Here is an 18,532-nt window from a genome sequence, read left to right on the forward strand (position 1 = left end):
GACGCGAGGAGTGAGCGCAGTGGACGGCCGGTCATGCCCGTACCCCCGTGAGTCCGGTCGTGCGCAGGTGTTCCGCCGCGAGCCGCGATGCCGCCGCCCGGTCCGGCTTTCGCGACCGGCCGGACAGTGGCACGTCGGCGAACAGCAGTGCGTCCGGCCGGGCCGTGCCCATCCGGCGCAGCGGCCCCGCGAGCGCGGACCGCAGCCGGGATTCGTCGTGCCCCGGCCCGGGTTGGACCACGGCGACCAGTCGTTCGTCACCGTCGCCCGCCGGAACGCCGACCAGCACCGCTAGTTCGACGCCCGGCACATGCAACGACGGCTCGTACAGGCCCGGATAGATGTTCTCGGCACGCCGCAGCACCATGTCCTTGCAGCGGCCCTCGAGCACGATCCGCCCGGAGGCGTCCAGGTGTGCCCGGTCGCCCGTGCGCACCCACGGGTCGGGGCCCTCCCCGAGGTAGCGGTTACGCGCGGCCGGCCCGGACAGCAGCAGCTGACCGCCCTCCGTGCGCACCTCGACACCCGGCAGAGGGGCACCGACGAGATCCCCCGCCCCCGCGAACGCCGCCTTGTCACGGGACTCGACCGCCGCTGCGGGAAACAGTTCGGTCAACGCGTACACACCCCAGGCCTCCGCGGCGCCGGCCGCCCGTACCCGACCGAGCAGTTCGGCGCTCGCCGGTGCGGAACCGGTCCACACCCGGCCCGTGAACCGGGCGTCGGCGTTCAGCGCGGCCCGTAGCTGAGGTGGCGTCAGGTATGTGCCGTCGGGGCGCAGTCGCCGGAGTTGCCTGGCAAGCACCTTCGGTGATCGCGCGGGAAGCGCGACGGGGGCGCCCTGGGCCAGGGAGGGCACGAGTACGAAGAAGGTTCCCCCGACGACGGGTTCGCCGGGTCTGGCGCGGAACAGCGTGGCGACCGTGTCCATGCCGGCGGCGAGGCCGGAGCGGCTGTGCACCACGGCCCTCGGCCGGGAGGTCGTACCGGAGGTGAACACGATCACGGCGTCACCGTCCCCGTGGTCGAACGACGGAAGGCGAGCGTCCGCGAGGCCGAGCGCGGGCGCGCAGCCGGGCAGCCGGCGGCCGACCGTCGCCACCGGGCCGATCTCCTCCAGTGGCGGCAGGGCGAGTCGTGCCCGCGCGGCCAGCGGTGCGGCCCACCCGGCCACCGCCTGCGCGGCGGCGTCTGCCAGCACGAGAGACGGCCGCACCGACGCCAGCCTGGCGCGCAGTACGTCGGGCCCGGCTCCGGGGTCGAGCACGGCGCCGCGCAGCCCGAGCCGCCACAGGGCGAGCAGCACGGCGAGCGCCCGTGGCCCGGGGCGCACCGCGACACCGACGGTGTCGCCGGGGCGCAGGCCGCGGGCGTACAGGGAGGAGGCGTACGCGTCGGCCAGCGCGGCCAGTTCGCCGCGGGTGGCCCGGACGCGGGTGCGCCCGGTACGGGTCGCGCACAGTACCGCGGGCCGCTCGGGCGAGGAGCGCAGGGAGTGGTCCAGAAGGTCGAGCATGATCAGCCGTCCACGGGTAGTCCGAGCGGGTCTGCGGTCTGCGGTCTGCGGTCTGCGGTCTGCGGTCTGTGGTCTCCCGGTCTCCCGGTCTGTGGGCCTGCGGGTCTGCGGGTCCGCACGTCTGAGGTGAGAGCAGCCCGGCGTTGGTACGGGAGAGAGCGCGGGGGGTGCGTCAGCGCGGGTCGTCGCCGCGCCCGTCGCTGCCCTGGTCCAGGTACCAGCGGGCGGTGCCCCTGATGCCGTACGCCCGGAGTCTGCGTGTGGAGTTCTCCACGACCATGTCCGGGCAGCGCACGATACGGTCCGTCTCCCGCCGCACCCGGTTCAGGAACAGCCGGTCCGTCGGCGACGGGCGGCGCGGCATGCCGCCGCAGGCCAGATACAGGTCCGAGGTGATCGCCATGTTGTTGCCGGCGTGCATCCGGTACGGAGCACGGAAGCCGTTCCTGCGCGCGTGAGCCGGCCGGAGCCGGCCGAACAGGGCGGCCAGCGACACGAGGGCCGCGAATCCGGCGCGGCCGAGCGGACCGTGCTCGTCGCGCCGGGCGACGATCCGACCGCACACCATCGCCGGTCCGGGCCTCAGGGTCATCGTGGCGCGGGCGGCCCGTGTCCAGCCGGGCCGCGGCAGGCAGTCGGCGTCCGTACGGGCCAGCAGCGTCGCACCCCGCTCGATGGCGTACCGGAAGCCGGTGTCCACGGCGCAGCCCACTCCCTTCTCCGGCTCCACCAGCACCTCCACCGGGAACGGCGCCCGAGCGGCGAAGTCCCTGGCGATCGCGCCGGTACGGTCGGACGAGGCGTTGTCCACGACGAGCAGGGTGAAGTCGCGGTCCCGCTGCGCCGCCAGCGCCGCCAGGGTGCCGGCCAGCCGTTCCTCCTCCTGGTGCGCGGGAACCACCACCCACAGACCGCCGGGCGCGCTCATGACTTCTCCCAGACCATGGTCATGATGCTGATGCCGCCGCCGAGGCCGACGAACAGCACCCGCTCGCCCGTCTCCAGCTCGTCGTGGACCCGTTCCAGCTGCACGCCGATGCTCGCGCTGGCGATGTTGCCGAGTTCGGGGACGGTGACCACCAGCTTGTCCGTGGGCACACCGGTCAGTTCGGCGAACCGTTCGAGGTAGGGCACGGTCACCTGGTGGACCAGCACCTTCGCGAAGCCGTCCCAGTCCGTGCCGGCACGGTGCAGGGTCCGCTCGACGACCGAGGCGCCCACCTTCTCGAACACGCCGCGCAGTTCGCGGCCGTCGCCCTGGAAGTAGGTGTGCTCGTCGCCGCGCGGGTGGCGCGACCCGCCGCCCGGTATGCCGCCGACCGCCCAGTGCTCGGAGTGCGTTTCCGTGTCCACGTCGAGGATGCCGCCCCGCTGGACCGGCTCCAGGACCACGGCCGCGCCGGCGTCCCCGAAGGTGTAGCCCGCGAATCCGGCACGGAACTCGGCGAAGTCGGCGGGCGTCCTGCGTATCGCACGCGTCGGCGTCTCACCCGTGACGACCAGCGCCCGGCGGGCCCGGCCGGCCAGGACGGCGTTGCGGGCGACGTCGATGCCGTTGACGAAGCTGTTGCAGGCGTTGGTGACGTCGAGGGCATGGGCCTTCGAGCCGAGCCGGTCCTGCACGATGTGCGCCGTGGCGGGCTCGACCATGTCGCGTGACGCGGAGGCGAACAGCAGCAGGTCGACGTCGTGCGGGTCGAGCGACGCCGCGGCGAGCGCCCTGCGGCCGGCGCGCAGCGCGAGCGTCGAGGCGTACTCGTCGTCGGCCGCGACGCGGCGCGTGTCGATGCCGGTGGCCTGTGCGAGCAGCGTGCCGGGCAGGGACTTGGCGAGGTGCGCGGTCGCCTCGCGCTGCAGGCTGTGCGATGTCAGCACCGTGTCCGGCAGCGCGCTGCCGACGCCGGTGATCCCGACCCGCTGTCGCGGATCGCTCGTGTGTTTGAGCATGCGGCGATCGTCGCAGCAGGCAAAGGGGCGGGCCTGAGTACAACCGCTCATTTACCGGGTGCCGCGGGTGAGTAGCGGCACGGGTGGCGACGCACCGCTGCCCCGCCGTTCCCGGACGGGACGGCGGGGCAGCGGCGGACGTGCGCAGGGGCCGGAACCTCCTGGCCCTGGCAGGGGCCGCGACTCCCTGGTCCTGGCGGGGGCCGCGACTCCCTGGTCCTCTCGGGGCTACAACTCCCTGATCCTGATGTCGCGGTAGGAGATCACGTCCGTCGTGCCGTGGACCTGGAGGCCGATGTAGCCGGTGGCGTACCGGCGTCCGTCCGTGCCCGGGTCGTCCGAGCGCGGCGGGGTGAAGGCCTGACCACCGGTGTTGTCGAACTCGTTGATCAGCTTGCCGTTGCGGAAGATCGAGTAGTGCTGACCCTCCACCCGGATCTCGTAGTCGTTCCAGGTGCCCTTCGGGGTCACTCCCGCGCCGCCGAGCCCGACCCGGTCGAAGCCGTAGATCGAGCCGGACTTGTACATGTCGCCGTCCGGACGGTCAAGGACCTGCACCTCATGGCCGTACTTGATGGCGACCCACTCCGGTCGGGACTCCTCCGGGTTGTCGTGCACCCACGGGAAGCGGACGAAGACACCGCCGTTGGCGTTGCCGGAGCCCGGTGCGTCGTCGCGCCACTGGAGCTTGAGCGAGAAGTCGCCGTACTGGCGCTGCGGGAACCACAGCATGCCCATGCCGGGGACGGTGGTGCTGCTGGTCATCGCCCCGTCCTCGCCGAGCGAGAACTTGCCGCCGCCGACGTGCTGCCACTTGGAGAAGGTCTCCTCGCTGCCGTCGAAGATCTTGCGGTAGCCGTTGGTCCGGCCCGGCTTGCCGATGCCGGACTCCCTGGCCGCCCGGTGGATCGTCCGGTGCTCACGGCTGTCGATGACACCCTCGTCGAGGAGCCGGTCGAGCACCTGGTCCACGTGCTTGAGGAACAGGGCGTGCGAGGACCAGTCCTTCTCGTCCTCGATCAGCTCGTTGATGGTGCAGCGGCTGCTCGTCATCCGGTTCGGGACACCGGTGTCGACGTCGCCGACGATGACCGTCGTACGCTCGTCGTACTCGGGGCAGTTGGGCGCGGGGACACCGCCGCCCTCGGTGACGGAGAAGGACAGGCTCTTGGCCTCGGAGGTGTTGCCCGACCTGTCCGTGGCCCGGTAGAGGAAGGTGTGGAAGCCGACCCGGTCGACGACGACCGGCGCGGTGTAGGCGAGGTACGGGCCGCCGTCGAGCGAGTACTCGACCTTCTCGACGCCCGAGCCGCCGGAGTCGACCGCGACGACCGTGACCGTGGCCCGTCCGACGTACGCGCCGTCGGAGTTCTGGTCGCCCGCGATGCCGGCGGTGGTCTGCGGCGGCTCCTTGTCCTCGGCCGGCGGTTCGACGACGGTGAACTCCACCGCCTTCTCCGCGGCCGCGTTGCCGGCCTTGTCTGTCGCCCTGTAGCGGACCTTGTGCGCTCCCGCCTCGTGCACCATCACCGGGGCGGTGTACGGCTGCCAGGCGCCGTCCCCGATCGCGTACTCGACGGTGTTGACGCCGGAACCCGCGTCGGAGGCGGTCACGGTGACCGTGGCCATCCCCACGTACCGGCCCTGGTCGTCCTTGTCGCCGCTCACCGTGGCCGAGGTCTCGGGTGCGGTCGTGTCGTCCGTGGGCCGGGTGACGACGGAGAAGTCGGCGGACTTCTCCGTCTCGACGTTGCCGGCCTTGTCGTAGGCGCGGTAACGGACCTTGTGGGTGCCGACCTCGTCGACGACGACCGGCGCCGTGTACGGCTGCCACGGGCCGTCGGTGCCGAGTGCGAACTCGATCTTGTCGACGCCCGCGCCCTCGTCGGTCGCCGCCAGGGAGACGGTGGCCTGCCCGATGTACGCGCCGTCGGCGTTCCTGTCGCCCGCCACCGTCGCCGTCGTGACCGGCGCGGTGGTGTCCTCGCCGCTGCCCTCGGTGACGGTCAGGATGCCCTGCATGGTGCCGTGGCCGGGGATGGTGCAGTGGTAGAAGTACCGTCCGGCCGTGAGGTTGACCTCAGCGGTGTGCCTGCCGCCCATGTCGTCGTTCGGGTTGGCCAGCAGGTTCAGCTGAACGTCGTTGTTGAACTCGACGTCGGACACGGAGAAGGTCAGCGTGTGCGGCATGCCGGTCGTGTTGCCGGTGGCCTCGCTGTTCTCGAAGACGATCGTCGCCGGCCCGGCCACCGCGGTGGTCGGGAACGACAGGTACTTGTCGATGGGGTCACCGGCCGTCCAGGTCAGCACCTGTTCGGCCGCGGCCTGCGGGCCGTCTCCGGTCCGGTCGGCCGCGGTCGTGCCGTACGCGGCGGCGGACGTCAGTCCGACGAGCATCGCCACGGCGGCCAGCAGGGCCGTCCACAAACTCGCGGTTCGGTGTCTGAATCTCACTGCTCCGCCTTCCTCGCCAGCTGGTCCGCGGCGGGGGTGGCCCCGCCGCCCTTGTAGGTCACGCGCCACAGCGCGGAGTTGGAGTCGGAGGTGAAGAACCCGCGCCCGTAGTCCAGGACGTACAGCGACCCGTCGGGTGCGAACTTCCAGTCCATGAGGTTGCGGATGCCGCCGGATCCCACCGGGATGATCTTCTTGAGGGACTCGGCGTGCACGGGCAGGCCGCCCTTGCCGACGGTCCTCGGGTCGGTCAGCACCGCGTGGCGGGGCTGGTCCCCGTCGTAGAAGTCACCGACGAACCACTTGCCGTCCCAGTACGCCGGCCACTTGACCGCGGAGTCGCTCGCTCCGTCGAAGCGGTAGACCGGGCCGTTCATGGTCGCCTGGCCACCGCCCTTGAGCCACGGCAGCAGCAGCTTCTGCTCCTCCTGCTTGTAGCTGGGGATGCCGTTCGCGTCGCGCGGGTAGTCCACGCCGCCGCCCTGCGGCGAGTACCAGATGGTGTTGGGCGTGACGGGAGGCAGGTTCACCAGACCGTCGTTGTTGGGCGACTCGTTCTTGGGGGCGTCGCAGTCGTACCAGCCGAGCGGCTTGCTCGGGTCCGGCAGGTTGCGGTCGCGGTAGGGCTGGTTGTTGCCCATGCAGTACGGCCAGCCGTGGTTGCCGGCCTTGGTGATGGCGGCGAAGGTGTCGTACTTGGCCGGACCCCAGGTCGTCGAGGGGGCGCCTGCGTCCGGGCCGACCCAGCCGGCGTAGAGGATGTCCGTCTGCTTGTCGACGAAGATACGGGCCGGGTTGCGGACGCCCATCACATAGATCTCACCGCGGGTCTTGCCGCCGCCCTCGGCCGTCTCCTCGCCCGTGAAGAGGTTGCCCTCGGGGAGGGTGAAGGTGCCGTCGTCCTCGGGGTGGATCCGCAGGATCTTGCCGTTGAGGTTGTTGGTGTTGCCCGCGGTGCGGCGCGCGTCGGCGAACGACACGCCCTTGAAGTCGGGCTCCGGGTTGTTGCCGGAGTAGCCGCCGCTGAAACCGGACGAGTTGTTGTCGCCGGTCGCGATGTACAGGTTGCCCTTGGAGTCCCAGGCCATCCCGCCGCCCGCGTGGCAGCAGCTGTGGATCTGCACCGGCCAGTGCAGCAGCACCTTCTCGCTCGCCTGGTCCAGTCGGTTGGTGGCCAGGTCGAGGGTGAAGCGGGACACCCGGCGCTCCGCCATGTGGGTGTCGCGGTTGATCTCCGAATGGGGCGTGTAGTGCAGATACACCCAGCCGTTGGTCATGAAGTCCGGGTCCAGCTCGATGCCGAGCAGCCCTTCCTCGTTCTTGATCAGCTCGTCGCCGCCGCCCTTGTTGCCGAAAACGGTCAGCGCACCGGCCTTGGTGACCTGCTTCGTCTTCGGGTCGTAGACGTGGATCTCGCCCTGGCCCTTGCCGATGTCGGGGTTGTTCCAGTCCCTGACGACCGGCTGGGACGAGTCGGCGCCGCCGCGCCCGATGTAGAGCACCCGCCCGTCCGGTGCGACGACCAGGCCGTGCGGCTCGCCGATCTGGTCGTTCTGGCCCGGCTGGTTGGGCTTGGTGACCCGCTCCGCCGTGTAGTTGGAGTCGATGGTGGCTTTGCAGTCGGCCTGCGAGAGGCGTGTCGTCCAGGCGAGCGCCCCGCGCAGATGGTCGCGGAAGTCCGTCTCGGCGAAGCTGTCGACCGTACCGCCCATGCCGGTGTAGAAGGAGCGGCCGCCGTCGTAGTCGCGGCACCAGGAGATCGGGTGGTCCCAGCCGCCCGGCTTCTCCGCCGGGGTGTACGAGTTCTCCTTCACCCGGGCCACGGTGTGCACCTTGCCCGAGGGGTTCTCCGCCCAGTTGAACCACTTGTCGGGCCGCTTCCACTGCAGTGGGAGCGACTTGGTGGCCGGGTGCACGCGGTCGCCGACCTCGACGACGGCCCGCTGCGTGCTGCTGGGCGCGCCGGTCGGCCGGGCGCCGATCAGGCCGGTGAACCAGTCGGAGTACGGCTCGGTGCGTGCCGCTTCGTGAATGCCGACGAACCCGCCGCCGGCCTCCAGATACGACTCGAGTCCGGCTTCCTGGGCGGGGTCGAGGACATCGCCGCCGCCGGTCAGGAACACGACGGCGTTGAACCTGCCCAGCCGCTTGGCATTGGTGAAGACCGCCGGGTCGTCGGTGGCCTCCGTCCTGAAGCGGCCCGCGTTCGGCCCGCTCAGCCCGATCGACTCGATCGCGGCGATACCGGCGTCGACGGTCGGCGACTCCGCGGTCGCGGAGCCGTGGAAGACGAGCACCCGCACGTTCGCGCCGCCAGGCGGCGACGGAAGGGACAACGTTGTCGGTGGTGCCGGATGCGGTGCGGCGCCGGCGATGCTGCCGCCGCCGAGCAGGGAAGCGGTCATGGCGCCGACGCCAAGTGCCGCCGCCAGTAGGCGCTTTCGGGATCTCGTTCTTCCGGACCTGTGATGTGGTGCGCGCTGCATGTGGTCACCCACCCCTCTTTGGTCACAACAACAGCCGTTGAAGCTAGACCTCTTTTCGCGGTTCGCCAATAGGTATGACTGCAATTCGACGAACTTTGTCCTGGGCGTGGATAAACGAAGATCACCCCGCTACGGTGTGGCCGTCCCCGGGGGCAGTGCGCCCCGTCAATCTCTGCCGATGACAGAGGAGTTCGACATGGACAGACGGAGCTTCAACCGACGCCTGCTCGCGGGCAGCGCGGCCGCGGCCGCCACCGGCGTGACATCGTTGTCGATCGCTTCCGCCTCCAATGCGGCCCCGGCCCCCGCGAAGGGCGCACCCAAGACTGCCCAGGCGGGCGGCGAGGTACGCCATCTGCGGCTGTACGCGGAGAAACTCGCGGACGGGCGGATGGGCTACGGCCTGGAGAAGGGCAAGGCGACCGTCCCCGGTCCGCTGATCGAACTCGTCGAAGGCGACACGCTGCACATCGAGTTCGAGAACCTGATGGACGTACCGGTCAGCCTGCACCCGCACGGCGTCGACTACGACATCGCCAACGACGGCACCAGGATGAGCCGCAGCCATGTCGAACCCGGCGCCACCCGCACCTACACCTGGCGCACCCACGCCCCCGGCCGGCGGCCCGACGGGACGTGGCGGGCCGGTAGCGCGGGCTACTGGCACTACCACGACCACGTGGTCGGCACCGACCACGGCACCGGCGGGATCCGCAAGGGCCTCTACGGCGCGCTCGTGGTGCGCAGGAAGGACGACATCCTTCCCGACAAGCAGTTCACGATCGTCTTCAACGACATGACGATCAACAACCATCCGGCCGCCGATCCGCCCAACTTCCTCGCCACCGTGGGCGAGCGCGTCGAGATCATCATGATCACGCACGGCGAGTACTACCACACCTTCCACATGCACGGTCATCGCTGGGCGGACAACAGGACGGGGCTGCTGTCGGGCCCGGAGGACGTCAGCCGGGTGATCGACAACAAGATCACGGGGCCGGCGGACTCCTTCGGTTTCCAGGTGATCGCCGGTGAACACGTGGGTCCGGGCGCGTGGATGTACCACTGCCACGTCCAGAGCCACTCGGACATGGGTATGGCCGGGCTTTTCCTCGTGGCCAAGACGGACGGCACCATCCCTGGTCACGAGCCGCACCACCCGGCGTCCGGCACCGAGACCTCCGGCGACACCGACCACGCCCACTGAGGCCAGCCGGCGGCGGCTCCCCGCCGGGCTGACGCCGCGCCGCCGCGAACCGCCGCGACGTCGCGAACCGCCCCGACCGGGGTGGCCGATCCTGCATACGGCCCGCGCCGCGCGCCAGTCCCCGTACCCGTACGCTGTGTCAGCGTACGGGTACGCTCAGTGGACACGGCCCGTAACCGACCGTGACGATGGGGGAGTTGCGGCACGGTACGTGGAGGTGGGCGGCATGACGGCAGGCGGCAGCGGCAACGCTGCGGGGGACAACGGAACGGCGAGCGGGGCGGAGCCGGAGAGCTCCGACAGTCTCAAATCGTTCGGGGAGGTCGTCAAAGCGCTCCGCAGACGAGCACGGCTGACACAGGAGCAGTTCGCGCCCCAGGTCCGGTACTCGGTGCCGACGGTCGCGTCGATCGAGCAGGGGCGCCGTTTCCCTCCGGTGGACTTCGTGGACCGGGCGGAGGAAGTGCTCGACGCGTTCGGGGTGCTCAAGGGAGCGGCGAAGCACCTGTCGCGGCGGCCGGGAATCGCGAGCTGGTTCCGCCAGTGGGCACAGCTGGAGGCGGAGGCGGTCAACCTCTACACGTACGAGTGCCGGTTGGTCCCCGGACTGCTGCAGACGGAGGCGTACGCGCGTGCCTTGTTCTCGGAGCGTCTCCCGCCACTCGGCGACGAGCAGATCGAGGAACGTCTCACGGCGCGGACGGAGCGTCAGCGGCTGCTGCGTGAGCGCCCGAACACGGCGTTCAGCTTCATCGTCGAGGAGCATGTGCTCCGGCGAGGCGTGGAGGCGTGCGCGGAACTGCTGCCCAGTGTCCTCGCCCTGGCGGAACTCCGGAACATCGAGGTCCAGGTCATGCCGCAGTCACGCCTCACGCATGCCGGGCTCGACGGTCCGATCCGCCTGCTGGAGACTCCGGACAACAGGTGGTTCGCCTACTGCGAGGGGCAGGAGAGCGGCCAGTTCATCTCGGACCCCAAAGTGGTCAGCATGCTCCAGATGCGGTATGCCAGGATGCGGTCACAGGCCCTCTCGTTGGAGGAATCCGGGGGCCTGCTGCGTCGGATGCGAGGAGCGGCATGAGCACCACAGAACTGGCCTGGTTCAAGAGCAGCCACAGCGGAAGCTCTGGCGACGACTGCATCGAGGTGGCGACGACGCCAGAGACGGTCCACGTCCGCGACTCCAAGGTCGAGCGGAGCCCTCAGCTCGCCGTCTCACCCACCACATGGACGAGCTTCGTCTCGTACGCCGCGGAGGCCTGACACCTTATGGGGGGCCCCGGCGCCGGGGCGCCCACCCGCCGGGGCGCGACAACGACAGCGACCGTCATCTGCGCCACCGGCTACCGTTGTTGCGGCCGTCAGGCGGCGAAGGGGTCCACGTGGGTCAGTCGGACGCTCGCTTCCCAGAGGGCTTGGCCGGTGGAGCGGTCGGTCATGTGGGAGTGGGGTGTTTCGAGGCGGGGTTTGCCTCTGAGGCCGAACCAGCGGGCGCCCCACAGTTGGCCGCCTTGGACGTCCGGGTTGAGGGTGGCGCGGACGGCGGCCCAGGCACCGGCGTCCTTGCCCTGCACGAGCAGCTTCGCCGGCAAGGCCGTCAGATGCCGCGTCCCCGAGCGCTGATGGACGCCGGGGCGGGCCGGGGTGAGCGAGTCCAGGGCGCCGCCGGGGTGGGCGATCACGCTCATGCAGGTGCTTCCGGAGGCGCGTAGCCGGCGGTCGAGTTCGAAGGCGAAGGTCACCTGGGCGAGCTTGGAGCGTTCGTAGGTGCGCTTGGGGTCGTAGTCGCGTACGGATTGCAGGTCGTCGAGGTCCAGGCGCTGGGCTCGGGCGGTGAAACTGCCCATGGTGACGATCCGGGCGGCCGGAGCCGCCTTCAGCCAGGGTTCCAGCCGGTGCACCAGGGCGAAATGGCCGAGGTGGTTGGTTGCCAGCATCAGTTCGTGGCCGCCCCGGCTCTGCCTGCGGGGCGGGTTGTCCGGTGCGATGCCCGCGTTGAGGACGACGGCGTCGAGGGCGCCGGTGTCCATCTGGCTGACGGACGCCTTCAGGGAGGCGAGGTCGGTCAGGTCCAGCGGGATGTGCCGTACCCGGGCGTCGGGGACGCGGGCCGTGATGGCATCCACGGCGGCGACGGCTTTCGCCGGACTGCGGCTGCCGATGACGACGGTTGCTCCGGCGGCGGCGAGCTGCTCGGCGATGAAGTAGCCGATGCCGGCGTTGCCGCCGGTCACGAGCACGGTGGTGCCGTCGGCGCGCGGGGGCCGGTGAACGTTCCAGGCCACGGGGGCTCCTTGCGGGGTGTCGCCGGTGGGGCCCGTAGGCGGCGATGAGGGCAGGTCAGAGTTCGGGCCAGGCCAGCTTGAGGCGGCGGAACGCCTCGGCGAGGACGGCCTTGCGGTCGGGGCGGCCCGATGCCAGGTCGGGGATCTCCAGCACGTAGCGGGCCAGGACGTGGAGGGACTCGTCGGGCTCGTCCTGTCCGGCGGCTTCGGCGAGCAGACGGGCGAGCGGGTCCTGGCAGGCCACCCAGACCTGACGTGCGTAGGCCCACAGAGCCGGAGTGTTCATCACCAGTTCCGCCGCGCGCCGGTAGCGCTCCGGCAGGTCCTGGCCGTCGGCGAAAGGGGGTCGGCCGGCGAAGAAGGCGTGCAGGGCGTCCAGAGCCGAGCTGCCCTCGGGCCGGTTGCGGACCGCGTCGGCCAGGGACGCTTCCCGCTCCCCGCTGTCGTCGAGGATCAGCGCTTCCTTGCCCGCCGGGAAGTGCGCGAACAGGGTCGTGGTCGCGGTGTCCGCGGCATCGGCGATCTGCGCGATGGTCACCTTCTCGTAGCCGTGCTCCAGGAACAGCTCCAGCGCCGCGTCGGCCAGGGCCCTGCGAGTCGCCGCCTTTTTGCGTTCGCGCCTGCCGGGCGCGCTTCCAGTGGTCGCCATGCCGGAAAAGATAACACCACACCCTACAAAACACTACTGATTGCAGTTTTGGTCTGAGTGGTGTTTCTTGGTGAGTGGGAAATCCAACCTTGTTCACTCCTGGAGGCACAGTCATGTCCATCACCACAGAGGTCCGGCCTCCGACAGGAGCACCGCTCGGCAAGCTCGCGATGTGGGCGGTCCTGGCTCTGGTCCTCCTCGCCGACGCGCTCGACATGATCGACGCGACGGTCACGAACATCGCGGCGCCCACGATCGTGGACCACATCGGCGGCGGCGCCGGTCTGATCAAGTGGCTCGGGGCGTCCTACGCCCTGGCCATGGGCGTCCTGCTGGTCATCGGCGGACGCCTCGGCGACCGTTATGGACAGCGCCGCCTCTTCCTGATCGGCATGAGCGGCTTCACGCTCGCCTCGGCGGCCTGCGGACTGGCTGCCGGACCCGGCGTGCTGATCTTCGCGCGGATCCTGCAGGGCGCCTTCGGGGCCCTCCTCGTCCCGCAGGGCATGGCGATCATCACCCGTCACTTCACCCCCGACATGCGGCGTACGTCGTTCAACTTGTTCGGGCCGCTGCTGGGGATCGCCACGGTCGGCGGGCCGGTTCTCGCCGGGTTCGTCATCGACGCGGACTTCGCCGGCCTGTCCTGGCGACCGATCTTCCTGGTCAACCTTCTCCTGGGCACCCTCGGCGTCGTTCTGGCCGCCCGGATCCTGCCCCGAGACAACGCCGACCGGTCCGTCACCGTGGACGGTGCAGGCGCGGGCATCCTCGCCGTGGCCATGTTCGGGACGATGTTCGGCCTCATCGAAGGCTCCGAGACCGACTGGAGCCCCTTCTCCCTCGCGGCCCTGGCCATCGGCGTGATCTTCCTGCTGCTGTTCGCGCGCCGTCAGCGCACCGCTGCCGCGCCGCTCATCGAGCCCTCTCTGTTCCGCAACAAGGGCTTCACCTCAGGGCTGCTGGTCGGGCTGATGTTCTTCGCCGTCACCAACGGACTGGGCTTCGTCATCTCCCTGTTCATCCAGCAGGCCCTGGGCGCAGGCCCCGGCAGCGCCGCCCTGGGCCTGCTGCCGCTGACCCTCGGCATCATCGCCGGAGCCGGGGCGGGTATGGCCCTGACCAAGAAGCTGGGCCGCACCCTGATCCTCGTCGGCATGCTGGTCACCCTCGCGGGAGCCGGCTGGCTGCTGGCTCTGGTGATCACCAGCGGCACCGACGTCACGCTGCTCGCCCTGGCACCCGCCGGCGTCCTGACCGGCATCGGTATGGGCGCCTGCTTCGGCACCCTCTTCGACATCACCATCGGTGACACCGCCCCCGCCGAAGCAGGCAGCGCAAGCGGCACCCTCACCGCCGTCCAGCAACTCGCCACCGCCCTGGGTTCCGCAACCGTCACCACCGTCTACCTCCACGGCGGGGCCCCCGACCACGCCATGACCCTCGCCATCATCACCGTCATGGCCGTCACCGTGATCTGCCTGCCCCTCCTGAGGCTTCTGCCGAAGTCCGCCCCGGCCCACAACCCGGCCCCCGGCCACTGACGGCCGGTCCGGCGGCGCGTCGGCCAGGGGATGTGCCGGGTGCCTGCGCGGCACGGGCCTTGCTCGTCGCCATGACCGGAGACCCAGCGCCGCGACCGTGGAGCGACGCGGTCACGGCGTGCCCGGGAAGCGCCCGGCGCGCCGTCGTGCGACCGGGCACGGGGCCCGGGCAGAATCGGCGGCGGCCCGGGTGGCATCGGTCGTTGATGCGTCATTGATCCGCTGTTTATCGGCCACGGGCAACGTGTTCCGCATGCCGATCATCACCACCACCAGCAACACCACCGAGCACGAACTCTCCTGGCAGGAGAGTGCCTTGTGCGCCCAGGCGGGGCCCGAGTTCTTCTTCCCGGCCCCCGGATCCTCCACCCGCGAGGCCAAGCAGCTCTGCGGAGCGTGCGAAGGCCGGGTGGCGTGCCTGGAGTACGCGCTGACCCACGACGAGAGGTTCGGAGTCTGGGGCGGTCTCTCGGAGAAGGAGCGGCACCGACTCAAGCTCGCCTCCCGCCCGACGGCCTCCTAGAGCCGCTGCGCCGGACGGACACCCGACGCGGTGAAGCGTTCACGCCCACCACACCCACCGTCCGGCTCCTGCCCGACGGTCACCGCCGTCAAGGCTCACGGCCGCCCGGCGGGAATCCGGTACATAGGGTGTCGGCATGTCCCTGAGCCGCATAGCCCTCTTGTCCGGACGTTCGATCCAGCTCACCGAGCTGCGCATGTCTTCGACCTACGGAGACATGCTGGAGGGCTACCCGTGCAAACCCGTCAACGACATGAAGGTCAGGGGCCTTCAGCGGCAGGCCGAACGTGCCTTTCCCGCCACGCCGGTCCATCTGGTTCCGCCCTCCCTCGAGCACCCGGACCAGACCGCCGGCGCCTTCGGCCCCGTTGAGGTGCTGCCTTCCGTGGCCTGCATCGGGGCCTTCCGCTCGACAGCGGTCGCCCGTGAGCTCGACCCGGTGCTGCACCGTTCCGCTCTCACCGTGATCTGGTTCCAGACCGGCTCGGATGTCCCGTCGGGCGACGACACCGACCTTGTGCTGCGCAGCATTCGCTGGGAGGAACTGGCCCAGGACTACGAGCTCTAGCGGCGGGTGCCGATCACAGCCACTCGTTCACGGCAGCGGTCAGGACGGTCGCCTCGTAGCGGACCGCCGGCTTGCCGTACCCGTGGCACGCTCCGGTGGAGACGACGCGGGAGGCGACGCGGGACACGGTGGCGCAGGTGGAGGACCGCTCTTCGCGATGAATTCCGCGGCGATCGTGAGTCTGCATCTCTCGAGGGCAAGAAGCCGATCATCGAGGAGAGACGATGGCCATGGGAAATCCGGAGCGCGTCAGAGATGTCTGGCCGATCGTGCGGGTGGAGCGGGCGGCACTGATCCATGACCTCGAGGGTCTCGATGACAAGCAGTGGGAACAGCCGTCGCTTTGCGATGGGTGGACGGTCCACGACGTCGTTGCCCACATGGTCGATTCAGCTCGCACGACGCGTCTCGGCTTCGTGGTCGGCCTCGCCCGGGCACGGTTCGACTTCCACCGCCAGAATGCTCGCGGTGTGGCGCGGGAGCGCGGTGCCTCACCGCGGGAGACATTGGCGCGGCTTCGTCAGGTGGCCTCGCGCACGTCGACCCCTCCGGCGCCCCTCGACAGCCGGATTGTCGAGCAGGTCGTCCACGGTGAGGACATCCGCCGCCCGCTGGGACTCACCCGCATCTATCCCGAAGATGCCGTCGTCAGGGCGCTTCGCCTGCAGGCACGCACCCCGGTGTCCTTCGGCGGCGCCAAGGAACTCGTGGCCCCTCTCCGCCTCACGGCAACCGATGCCGATGTGTCGATCGGCGATGGTCCGGAAGTGACCGGATCCGCGCTTTCGCTGCTTCTCGCGATTATGGGGCGGCCCGTGGCGCTCGACGACCTGGACGGCCAGGGAGCCGGGGCGCTGAGGCAGCCGACCTGACCGGTGTCCGGCGAAATCCCTGGACTTCGGGCCAGGGGGCACGCCAAGATCACCGGACGGCAGCAGGGGCGGGGAGCACTGATGAACGACCAGGTGACAGAGGACGAGTTGGAGGCCTATCGACGCACGGTGGGCAGGCTGCGTGCTCTGCCTCTCGCAGATCCGATGCGTGCGCGGGGCGAGGAGATCGCCTCCTCGTTCGCGCGTGAGAGCCGCAACAGGCGGCGCAAGGAGCTGCGGCGGGCCCGTGCTCGGGTGGACTCTGCTGTCGCGGCCGCCACGGCGACCGGGGCACTCGACCGGCGTGAGGACGTGCCCGTGGAGGCCGTCCGCGACGGTTCGCCGGCGGCTCACTACGCCCGGCCGCGCCGTTGCTATGTTTGCAAGTCGTTCTACCGACAGGTCGATGACTTCTACCACCAGCTCTGCCCGTCGTGCGCCGCCGACAACACGGCGCGCCGCGATCTGTCCACCGATCTGACCGGGCGGCGGGTGCTGCTCACCGGGGGCCGGGTGAAGATCGGGTTCCAGCTGGCCCTGATGATGCTGCGTGACGGCGCGGAGATGCTGGTGACCAGCCGGTTCCCCGACGACACGCTGCGCCGTTTCCGGGCCGTGCCGGGCAGCGAGCGCTGGCTGGACCGGCTGACGGTGGTGGCCGTCGACCTCCGTGACCCGCGGCAGGTCCTCGGTGTGTGCGACGAGCTCAGGGCGCGGGGTGAGCCGCTCGACGTACTGGTCAACAACGCGGCGCAGACGGTGCGCCGCCCTGCGCAGTCGTACGCGCTGCTGGCCGCCGGCGAGAGCGGCGCCGCGTCCCCGCGGATACTTCCCGCGCCGGGGTACGCGCCGATGGCCGCGGTCGACGCCGTGGGCGGCGCGGCCGGCGGGGCCGTGGCGCTGGTGCTGGGGGAGACCGACGCCGCAGGGCTGCTGCCCGACACCTCGGCCGACAACTCCTGGTCCGCCCGGCTCGGCGCCCTGGACCCGACGGAACTGCTGGAGACCCAGCTCGTCAACGCCCTGGCCCCGGTGCTGCTGGCGGACCGGCTGCTGCCGCTGCTCCTCGCCTCGCCCCGGCGGAACCGCTACATCGTGAACGTGACGGCCGTCGAGGGACGCTTCGCGGTGCGGAACAAGACGGCGCGCCATCCCCACACCAACATGGCGAAGGCCGCGCTCAACATGCTCACCCGGACCAGCGCGGCCCAACTCGCCGCGGAGGGCGTCCACATGTGCAGTGTCGACACGGGGTGGATAACGGACGAGAACCCGGCGCCCCGCAAGGCGCGGATCGCCGCCGCCGGGATCCGCACCCCGCTGGACGTCGTGGACGGCGCGGCTCGGATCTACGACCCGATCGTGCGGGGAGAGACCGGGTCCCCCGTCGCCGGGGTGTTCCTGAAGGACTACCAGGAGGCCGAGTGGTGAGGGGCGGACGGTGAGAGCCGGAAGGATCGAGCGGTGAGGCTCGAACGGTAAGGCTCGAGCGGTGAGGCTCAAACAGCGAGGGCGGACCGTGAGGCCGGCCGGTCAGGACCCGATGCGGAACGTCTCGCCGTACACGCGCCACTGAAGCGGCGTGTCCAGTCCGGTGTTCCCCTCGCGGAGGAACACGCGCTGGGCGGTGTCGATGCGCGACGAGTCCCTGGTCTCCTCGGTCTTCTGCCGGCCGATCACGGCCCGGCCGGCGTCGAGGAAGCTGTTCAGGTACGCCTTCTCGTCGCCGCCCTCCGCGGCCGTGTCCGCCGTCCTCATCGCCGCCTCACGGATGCCGTAGAAACCCTGCGGCCCCACGCCCGGCCCGTGCAGCACCATCGCGTCGTAGTAGATGAACTGGCCGAGCGTGGACAGACCGTCCATCTTGGCCAGCCGCACCGCCGGGTCGAAGTAGATCCGGTCGCGCATCACGTCCTGTGCCTCGCGGAAGGCGGGATCCTCCGCGGCCTTGGCCCAGGCGGCCTCGAACGGGGCGCCGAGCCCTTCGTGGGAGTCGGTGCCGTCGACCGCGCGCAGGGCGGGCAGGTAGCCGGCCAGCGGGTTGTCCGGGTGCCGCTCTGTGAAGTACTCGACGAGCTGGAGCATGTCGTTGGTGCCGGAGCAGAAGCCGATGACGCCGGCCGTGTAGCCGTTGCCGTCACCGATGTCCTCGATGGCGCCGTACTGACTGCGCCAGTCCAGCGTCGAGTTCTCGGCGCTGGCCACCAGCTTGGCCGCGATCTCCTTCTTCGCCGGGGCGGCGAGGCCCGGAGGCAGCGCGTCGATGCGCGCCTCCAGCTCCCGCTGCTCGTCCGGCGTGCCCGCCTGGAGCGGGTCGGGGGCCGGCGTCGTCCGGCTGATGCGCAGGCTCGGGTCGTCCTTGGGTCGCTGCGAGTCGTTGTCCGCACCGAACCAGACGGAGGCGACGACGGCTGTCGGGACGCCGACCAGGGCGATGCGCGTCAAGGGCTTCACGCCGGACAGAGTACGGTGCGCTACCGC

Annotated in this window: 17 protein-coding genes; 8 read left to right on the forward strand and 9 right to left on the reverse strand. The window is 70.5% G+C overall.

Annotation, left to right across the window (positions count from 1 at the left end; translation table 11 throughout):
- Positions 1 to 31: 31 nt before the first annotated feature.
- The 5 genes from ACFYV1_RS05425 to ACFYV1_RS05445 form a co-directional block, all read right to left on the reverse strand.
- Complete coding sequence (locus tag ACFYV1_RS05425; RefSeq protein WP_389394021.1) at positions 32 to 1,516, reverse strand: class I adenylate-forming enzyme family protein; 1,485 nt, start codon at positions 1,514 to 1,516, stop codon at positions 32 to 34.
- A 172-nt stretch (positions 1,517 to 1,688) separates the two neighbouring features.
- The gene (locus tag ACFYV1_RS05430) at positions 1,689 to 2,444 is read right to left on the reverse strand and encodes a glycosyltransferase family A protein (RefSeq protein WP_389394022.1); all 756 of its coding nucleotides are present in this window, start codon (positions 2,442 to 2,444) and stop codon (positions 1,689 to 1,691) included.
- On the reverse strand, positions 2,441 to 3,463 hold the full coding sequence (locus tag ACFYV1_RS05435) for a 3-oxoacyl-ACP synthase III family protein (protein ID WP_389394023.1): 1,023 nt from the start codon (positions 3,461 to 3,463) through the stop codon (positions 2,441 to 2,443). The genes ACFYV1_RS05430 and ACFYV1_RS05435 overlap by 4 nt, the downstream gene beginning before the upstream one ends.
- Before the next feature lie 228 nt (positions 3,464 to 3,691).
- Positions 3,692 to 5,860 carry an OmpL47-type beta-barrel domain-containing protein gene (locus ACFYV1_RS05440; protein ID WP_389394577.1) on the reverse strand — a complete coding sequence of 723 codons (2,169 nt, stop codon included), beginning with the start codon at positions 5,858 to 5,860 and terminating at the stop codon, positions 3,692 to 3,694.
- Between the two features lie 53 nt (positions 5,861 to 5,913).
- The gene (locus ACFYV1_RS05445) at positions 5,914 to 8,322 is read right to left on the reverse strand and encodes a ThuA domain-containing protein (protein ID WP_389394024.1); all 2,409 of its coding nucleotides are present in this window, start codon (positions 8,320 to 8,322) and stop codon (positions 5,914 to 5,916) included.
- A gap of 277 nt (positions 8,323 to 8,599) precedes the next feature.
- Between ACFYV1_RS05445 and ACFYV1_RS05450 the strand changes: the two genes are divergently transcribed.
- The 3 genes from ACFYV1_RS05450 to ACFYV1_RS05460 all read left to right on the forward strand — a co-directional run bounded on the left by ACFYV1_RS05450 (position 8,600) and on the right by ACFYV1_RS05460 (position 10,873).
- On the forward strand, positions 8,600 to 9,610 hold the full coding sequence (locus tag ACFYV1_RS05450; RefSeq protein ID WP_389394025.1) for a multicopper oxidase domain-containing protein: 1,011 nt from the start codon (positions 8,600 to 8,602) through the stop codon (positions 9,608 to 9,610).
- Positions 9,611 to 9,836: 226 nt separating this feature from the next.
- The gene (locus ACFYV1_RS05455) at positions 9,837 to 10,691 is read left to right on the forward strand and encodes a Scr1 family TA system antitoxin-like transcriptional regulator (protein ID WP_389394026.1); all 855 of its coding nucleotides are present in this window, start codon (positions 9,837 to 9,839) and stop codon (positions 10,689 to 10,691) included.
- Positions 10,688 to 10,873 (forward strand): DUF397 domain-containing protein, encoded by a 186-nt coding sequence (locus tag ACFYV1_RS05460; RefSeq protein ID WP_389394027.1) that lies wholly within the window; start codon positions 10,688 to 10,690, stop codon positions 10,871 to 10,873. The genes ACFYV1_RS05455 and ACFYV1_RS05460 overlap by 4 nt, the downstream gene beginning before the upstream one ends.
- 98 nt (positions 10,874 to 10,971) lie before the next feature.
- On the opposite strand, the gene ACFYV1_RS05465 is transcribed toward ACFYV1_RS05460, so the two are convergent.
- Together ACFYV1_RS05465 and ACFYV1_RS05470 are read right to left on the reverse strand one after the other, a co-directional pair.
- Positions 10,972 to 11,895, reverse strand: coding sequence for an SDR family NAD(P)-dependent oxidoreductase (locus ACFYV1_RS05465; RefSeq protein ID WP_389394028.1), 924 nt, complete (start codon positions 11,893 to 11,895; stop codon positions 10,972 to 10,974).
- 55 nt (positions 11,896 to 11,950) lie between these two features.
- The gene (locus ACFYV1_RS05470) at positions 11,951 to 12,544 is read right to left on the reverse strand and encodes a TetR/AcrR family transcriptional regulator (protein ID WP_389394029.1); all 594 of its coding nucleotides are present in this window, start codon (positions 12,542 to 12,544) and stop codon (positions 11,951 to 11,953) included.
- Between the two features lie 113 nt (positions 12,545 to 12,657).
- On the opposite strand from ACFYV1_RS05470, the gene ACFYV1_RS05475 reads away from it, so the two are divergent.
- The 3 genes from ACFYV1_RS05475 (at position 12,658) to ACFYV1_RS05485 (ending at position 15,179) form a co-directional block, all read left to right on the forward strand.
- The gene (locus ACFYV1_RS05475; protein ID WP_389394030.1) at positions 12,658 to 14,088 is read left to right on the forward strand and encodes an MFS transporter; all 1,431 of its coding nucleotides are present in this window, start codon (positions 12,658 to 12,660) and stop codon (positions 14,086 to 14,088) included.
- Between the two features lie 253 nt (positions 14,089 to 14,341).
- Entirely contained in the window at positions 14,342 to 14,611 is a 270-nt protein-coding gene (locus ACFYV1_RS05480; protein ID WP_389394031.1) for a WhiB family transcriptional regulator, read from the forward strand.
- 136 nt (positions 14,612 to 14,747) lie between these two features.
- Positions 14,748 to 15,179, forward strand: a complete 432-nt coding sequence (locus tag ACFYV1_RS05485) for a hypothetical protein (protein WP_389394032.1) — start codon at positions 14,748 to 14,750, stop codon at positions 15,177 to 15,179.
- Positions 15,180 to 15,192: 13 nt separating this feature from the next.
- On the opposite strand, the gene ACFYV1_RS05490 is transcribed toward ACFYV1_RS05485, so the two are convergent.
- Entirely contained in the window at positions 15,193 to 15,366 is a 174-nt protein-coding gene (locus tag ACFYV1_RS05490) for a hypothetical protein (protein ID WP_389394033.1), read from the reverse strand.
- A 37-nt stretch (positions 15,367 to 15,403) separates the two neighbouring features.
- Here ACFYV1_RS05490 and ACFYV1_RS05495 point away from each other — a divergent pair, with 37 nt between their 5' ends.
- On the forward strand, positions 15,404 to 16,051 hold the full coding sequence (locus tag ACFYV1_RS05495; RefSeq protein WP_389394034.1) for a maleylpyruvate isomerase family mycothiol-dependent enzyme: 648 nt from the start codon (positions 15,404 to 15,406) through the stop codon (positions 16,049 to 16,051).
- A gap of 81 nt (positions 16,052 to 16,132) precedes the next feature.
- A complete protein-coding gene (locus ACFYV1_RS05500) occupies positions 16,133 to 17,482 on the forward strand; it encodes an SDR family NAD(P)-dependent oxidoreductase (protein ID WP_389394035.1) in 1,350 nt (449 codons plus the stop codon).
- A gap of 102 nt (positions 17,483 to 17,584) precedes the next feature.
- Here ACFYV1_RS05500 and ACFYV1_RS05505 read toward each other — a convergent pair whose 3' ends face one another.
- Positions 17,585 to 18,496, reverse strand: a complete 912-nt coding sequence (locus ACFYV1_RS05505) for a chitosanase (protein ID WP_389394578.1) — start codon at positions 18,494 to 18,496, stop codon at positions 17,585 to 17,587.
- Positions 18,497 to 18,532: the final 36 nt, after the last annotated feature.

This window comes from Streptomyces sp. NPDC003023, from assembly GCF_042888225.1.
Lineage (GTDB): Bacteria > Actinomycetota > Actinomycetes > Streptomycetales > Streptomycetaceae > Streptomyces.

What these genes read in the sequence shown, in the direction of transcription:
- ACFYV1_RS05425 (WP_389394021.1), bottom strand. Translation starts at nt 1,516, where the DNA reads ATGCTCGACCTTCTGGACCACTCCCTGCGCTCCTCGCCCGAGCGGCCC.
- ACFYV1_RS05470 (WP_389394029.1), bottom strand. Translation starts at nt 12,544, where the DNA reads ATGGCGACCACTGGAAGCGCGCCCGGCAGGCGCGAACGCAAAAAGGCG.
- ACFYV1_RS05485 (WP_389394032.1), top strand. Translation starts at nt 14,748, where the DNA reads ATGTCCCTGAGCCGCATAGCCCTCTTGTCCGGACGTTCGATCCAGCTC.
- ACFYV1_RS05460 (WP_389394027.1), top strand. Translation starts at nt 10,688, where the DNA reads ATGAGCACCACAGAACTGGCCTGGTTCAAGAGCAGCCACAGCGGAAGC.
- ACFYV1_RS05475 (WP_389394030.1), top strand. Translation starts at nt 12,658, where the DNA reads ATGTCCATCACCACAGAGGTCCGGCCTCCGACAGGAGCACCGCTCGGC.
- ACFYV1_RS05450 (WP_389394025.1), top strand. Translation starts at nt 8,600, where the DNA reads ATGGACAGACGGAGCTTCAACCGACGCCTGCTCGCGGGCAGCGCGGCC.
- ACFYV1_RS05495 (WP_389394034.1), top strand. Translation starts at nt 15,404, where the DNA reads ATGGCCATGGGAAATCCGGAGCGCGTCAGAGATGTCTGGCCGATCGTG.
- ACFYV1_RS05440 (WP_389394577.1), bottom strand. Translation starts at nt 5,860, where the DNA reads ATGCTCGTCGGACTGACGTCCGCCGCCGCGTACGGCACGACCGCGGCC.
- ACFYV1_RS05430 (WP_389394022.1), bottom strand. Translation starts at nt 2,444, where the DNA reads ATGAGCGCGCCCGGCGGTCTGTGGGTGGTGGTTCCCGCGCACCAGGAG.
- ACFYV1_RS05490 (WP_389394033.1), bottom strand. Translation starts at nt 15,366, where the DNA reads ATGCAGACTCACGATCGCCGCGGAATTCATCGCGAAGAGCGGTCCTCC.
- ACFYV1_RS05500 (WP_389394035.1), top strand. Translation starts at nt 16,133, where the DNA reads ATGAACGACCAGGTGACAGAGGACGAGTTGGAGGCCTATCGACGCACG.
- ACFYV1_RS05435 (WP_389394023.1), bottom strand. Translation starts at nt 3,463, where the DNA reads ATGCTCAAACACACGAGCGATCCGCGACAGCGGGTCGGGATCACCGGC.
- ACFYV1_RS05445 (WP_389394024.1), bottom strand. Translation starts at nt 8,322, where the DNA reads ATGACCGCTTCCCTGCTCGGCGGCGGCAGCATCGCCGGCGCCGCACCG.
- ACFYV1_RS05480 (WP_389394031.1), top strand. Translation starts at nt 14,342, where the DNA reads ATGCCGATCATCACCACCACCAGCAACACCACCGAGCACGAACTCTCC.
- ACFYV1_RS05455 (WP_389394026.1), top strand. Translation starts at nt 9,837, where the DNA reads ATGACGGCAGGCGGCAGCGGCAACGCTGCGGGGGACAACGGAACGGCG.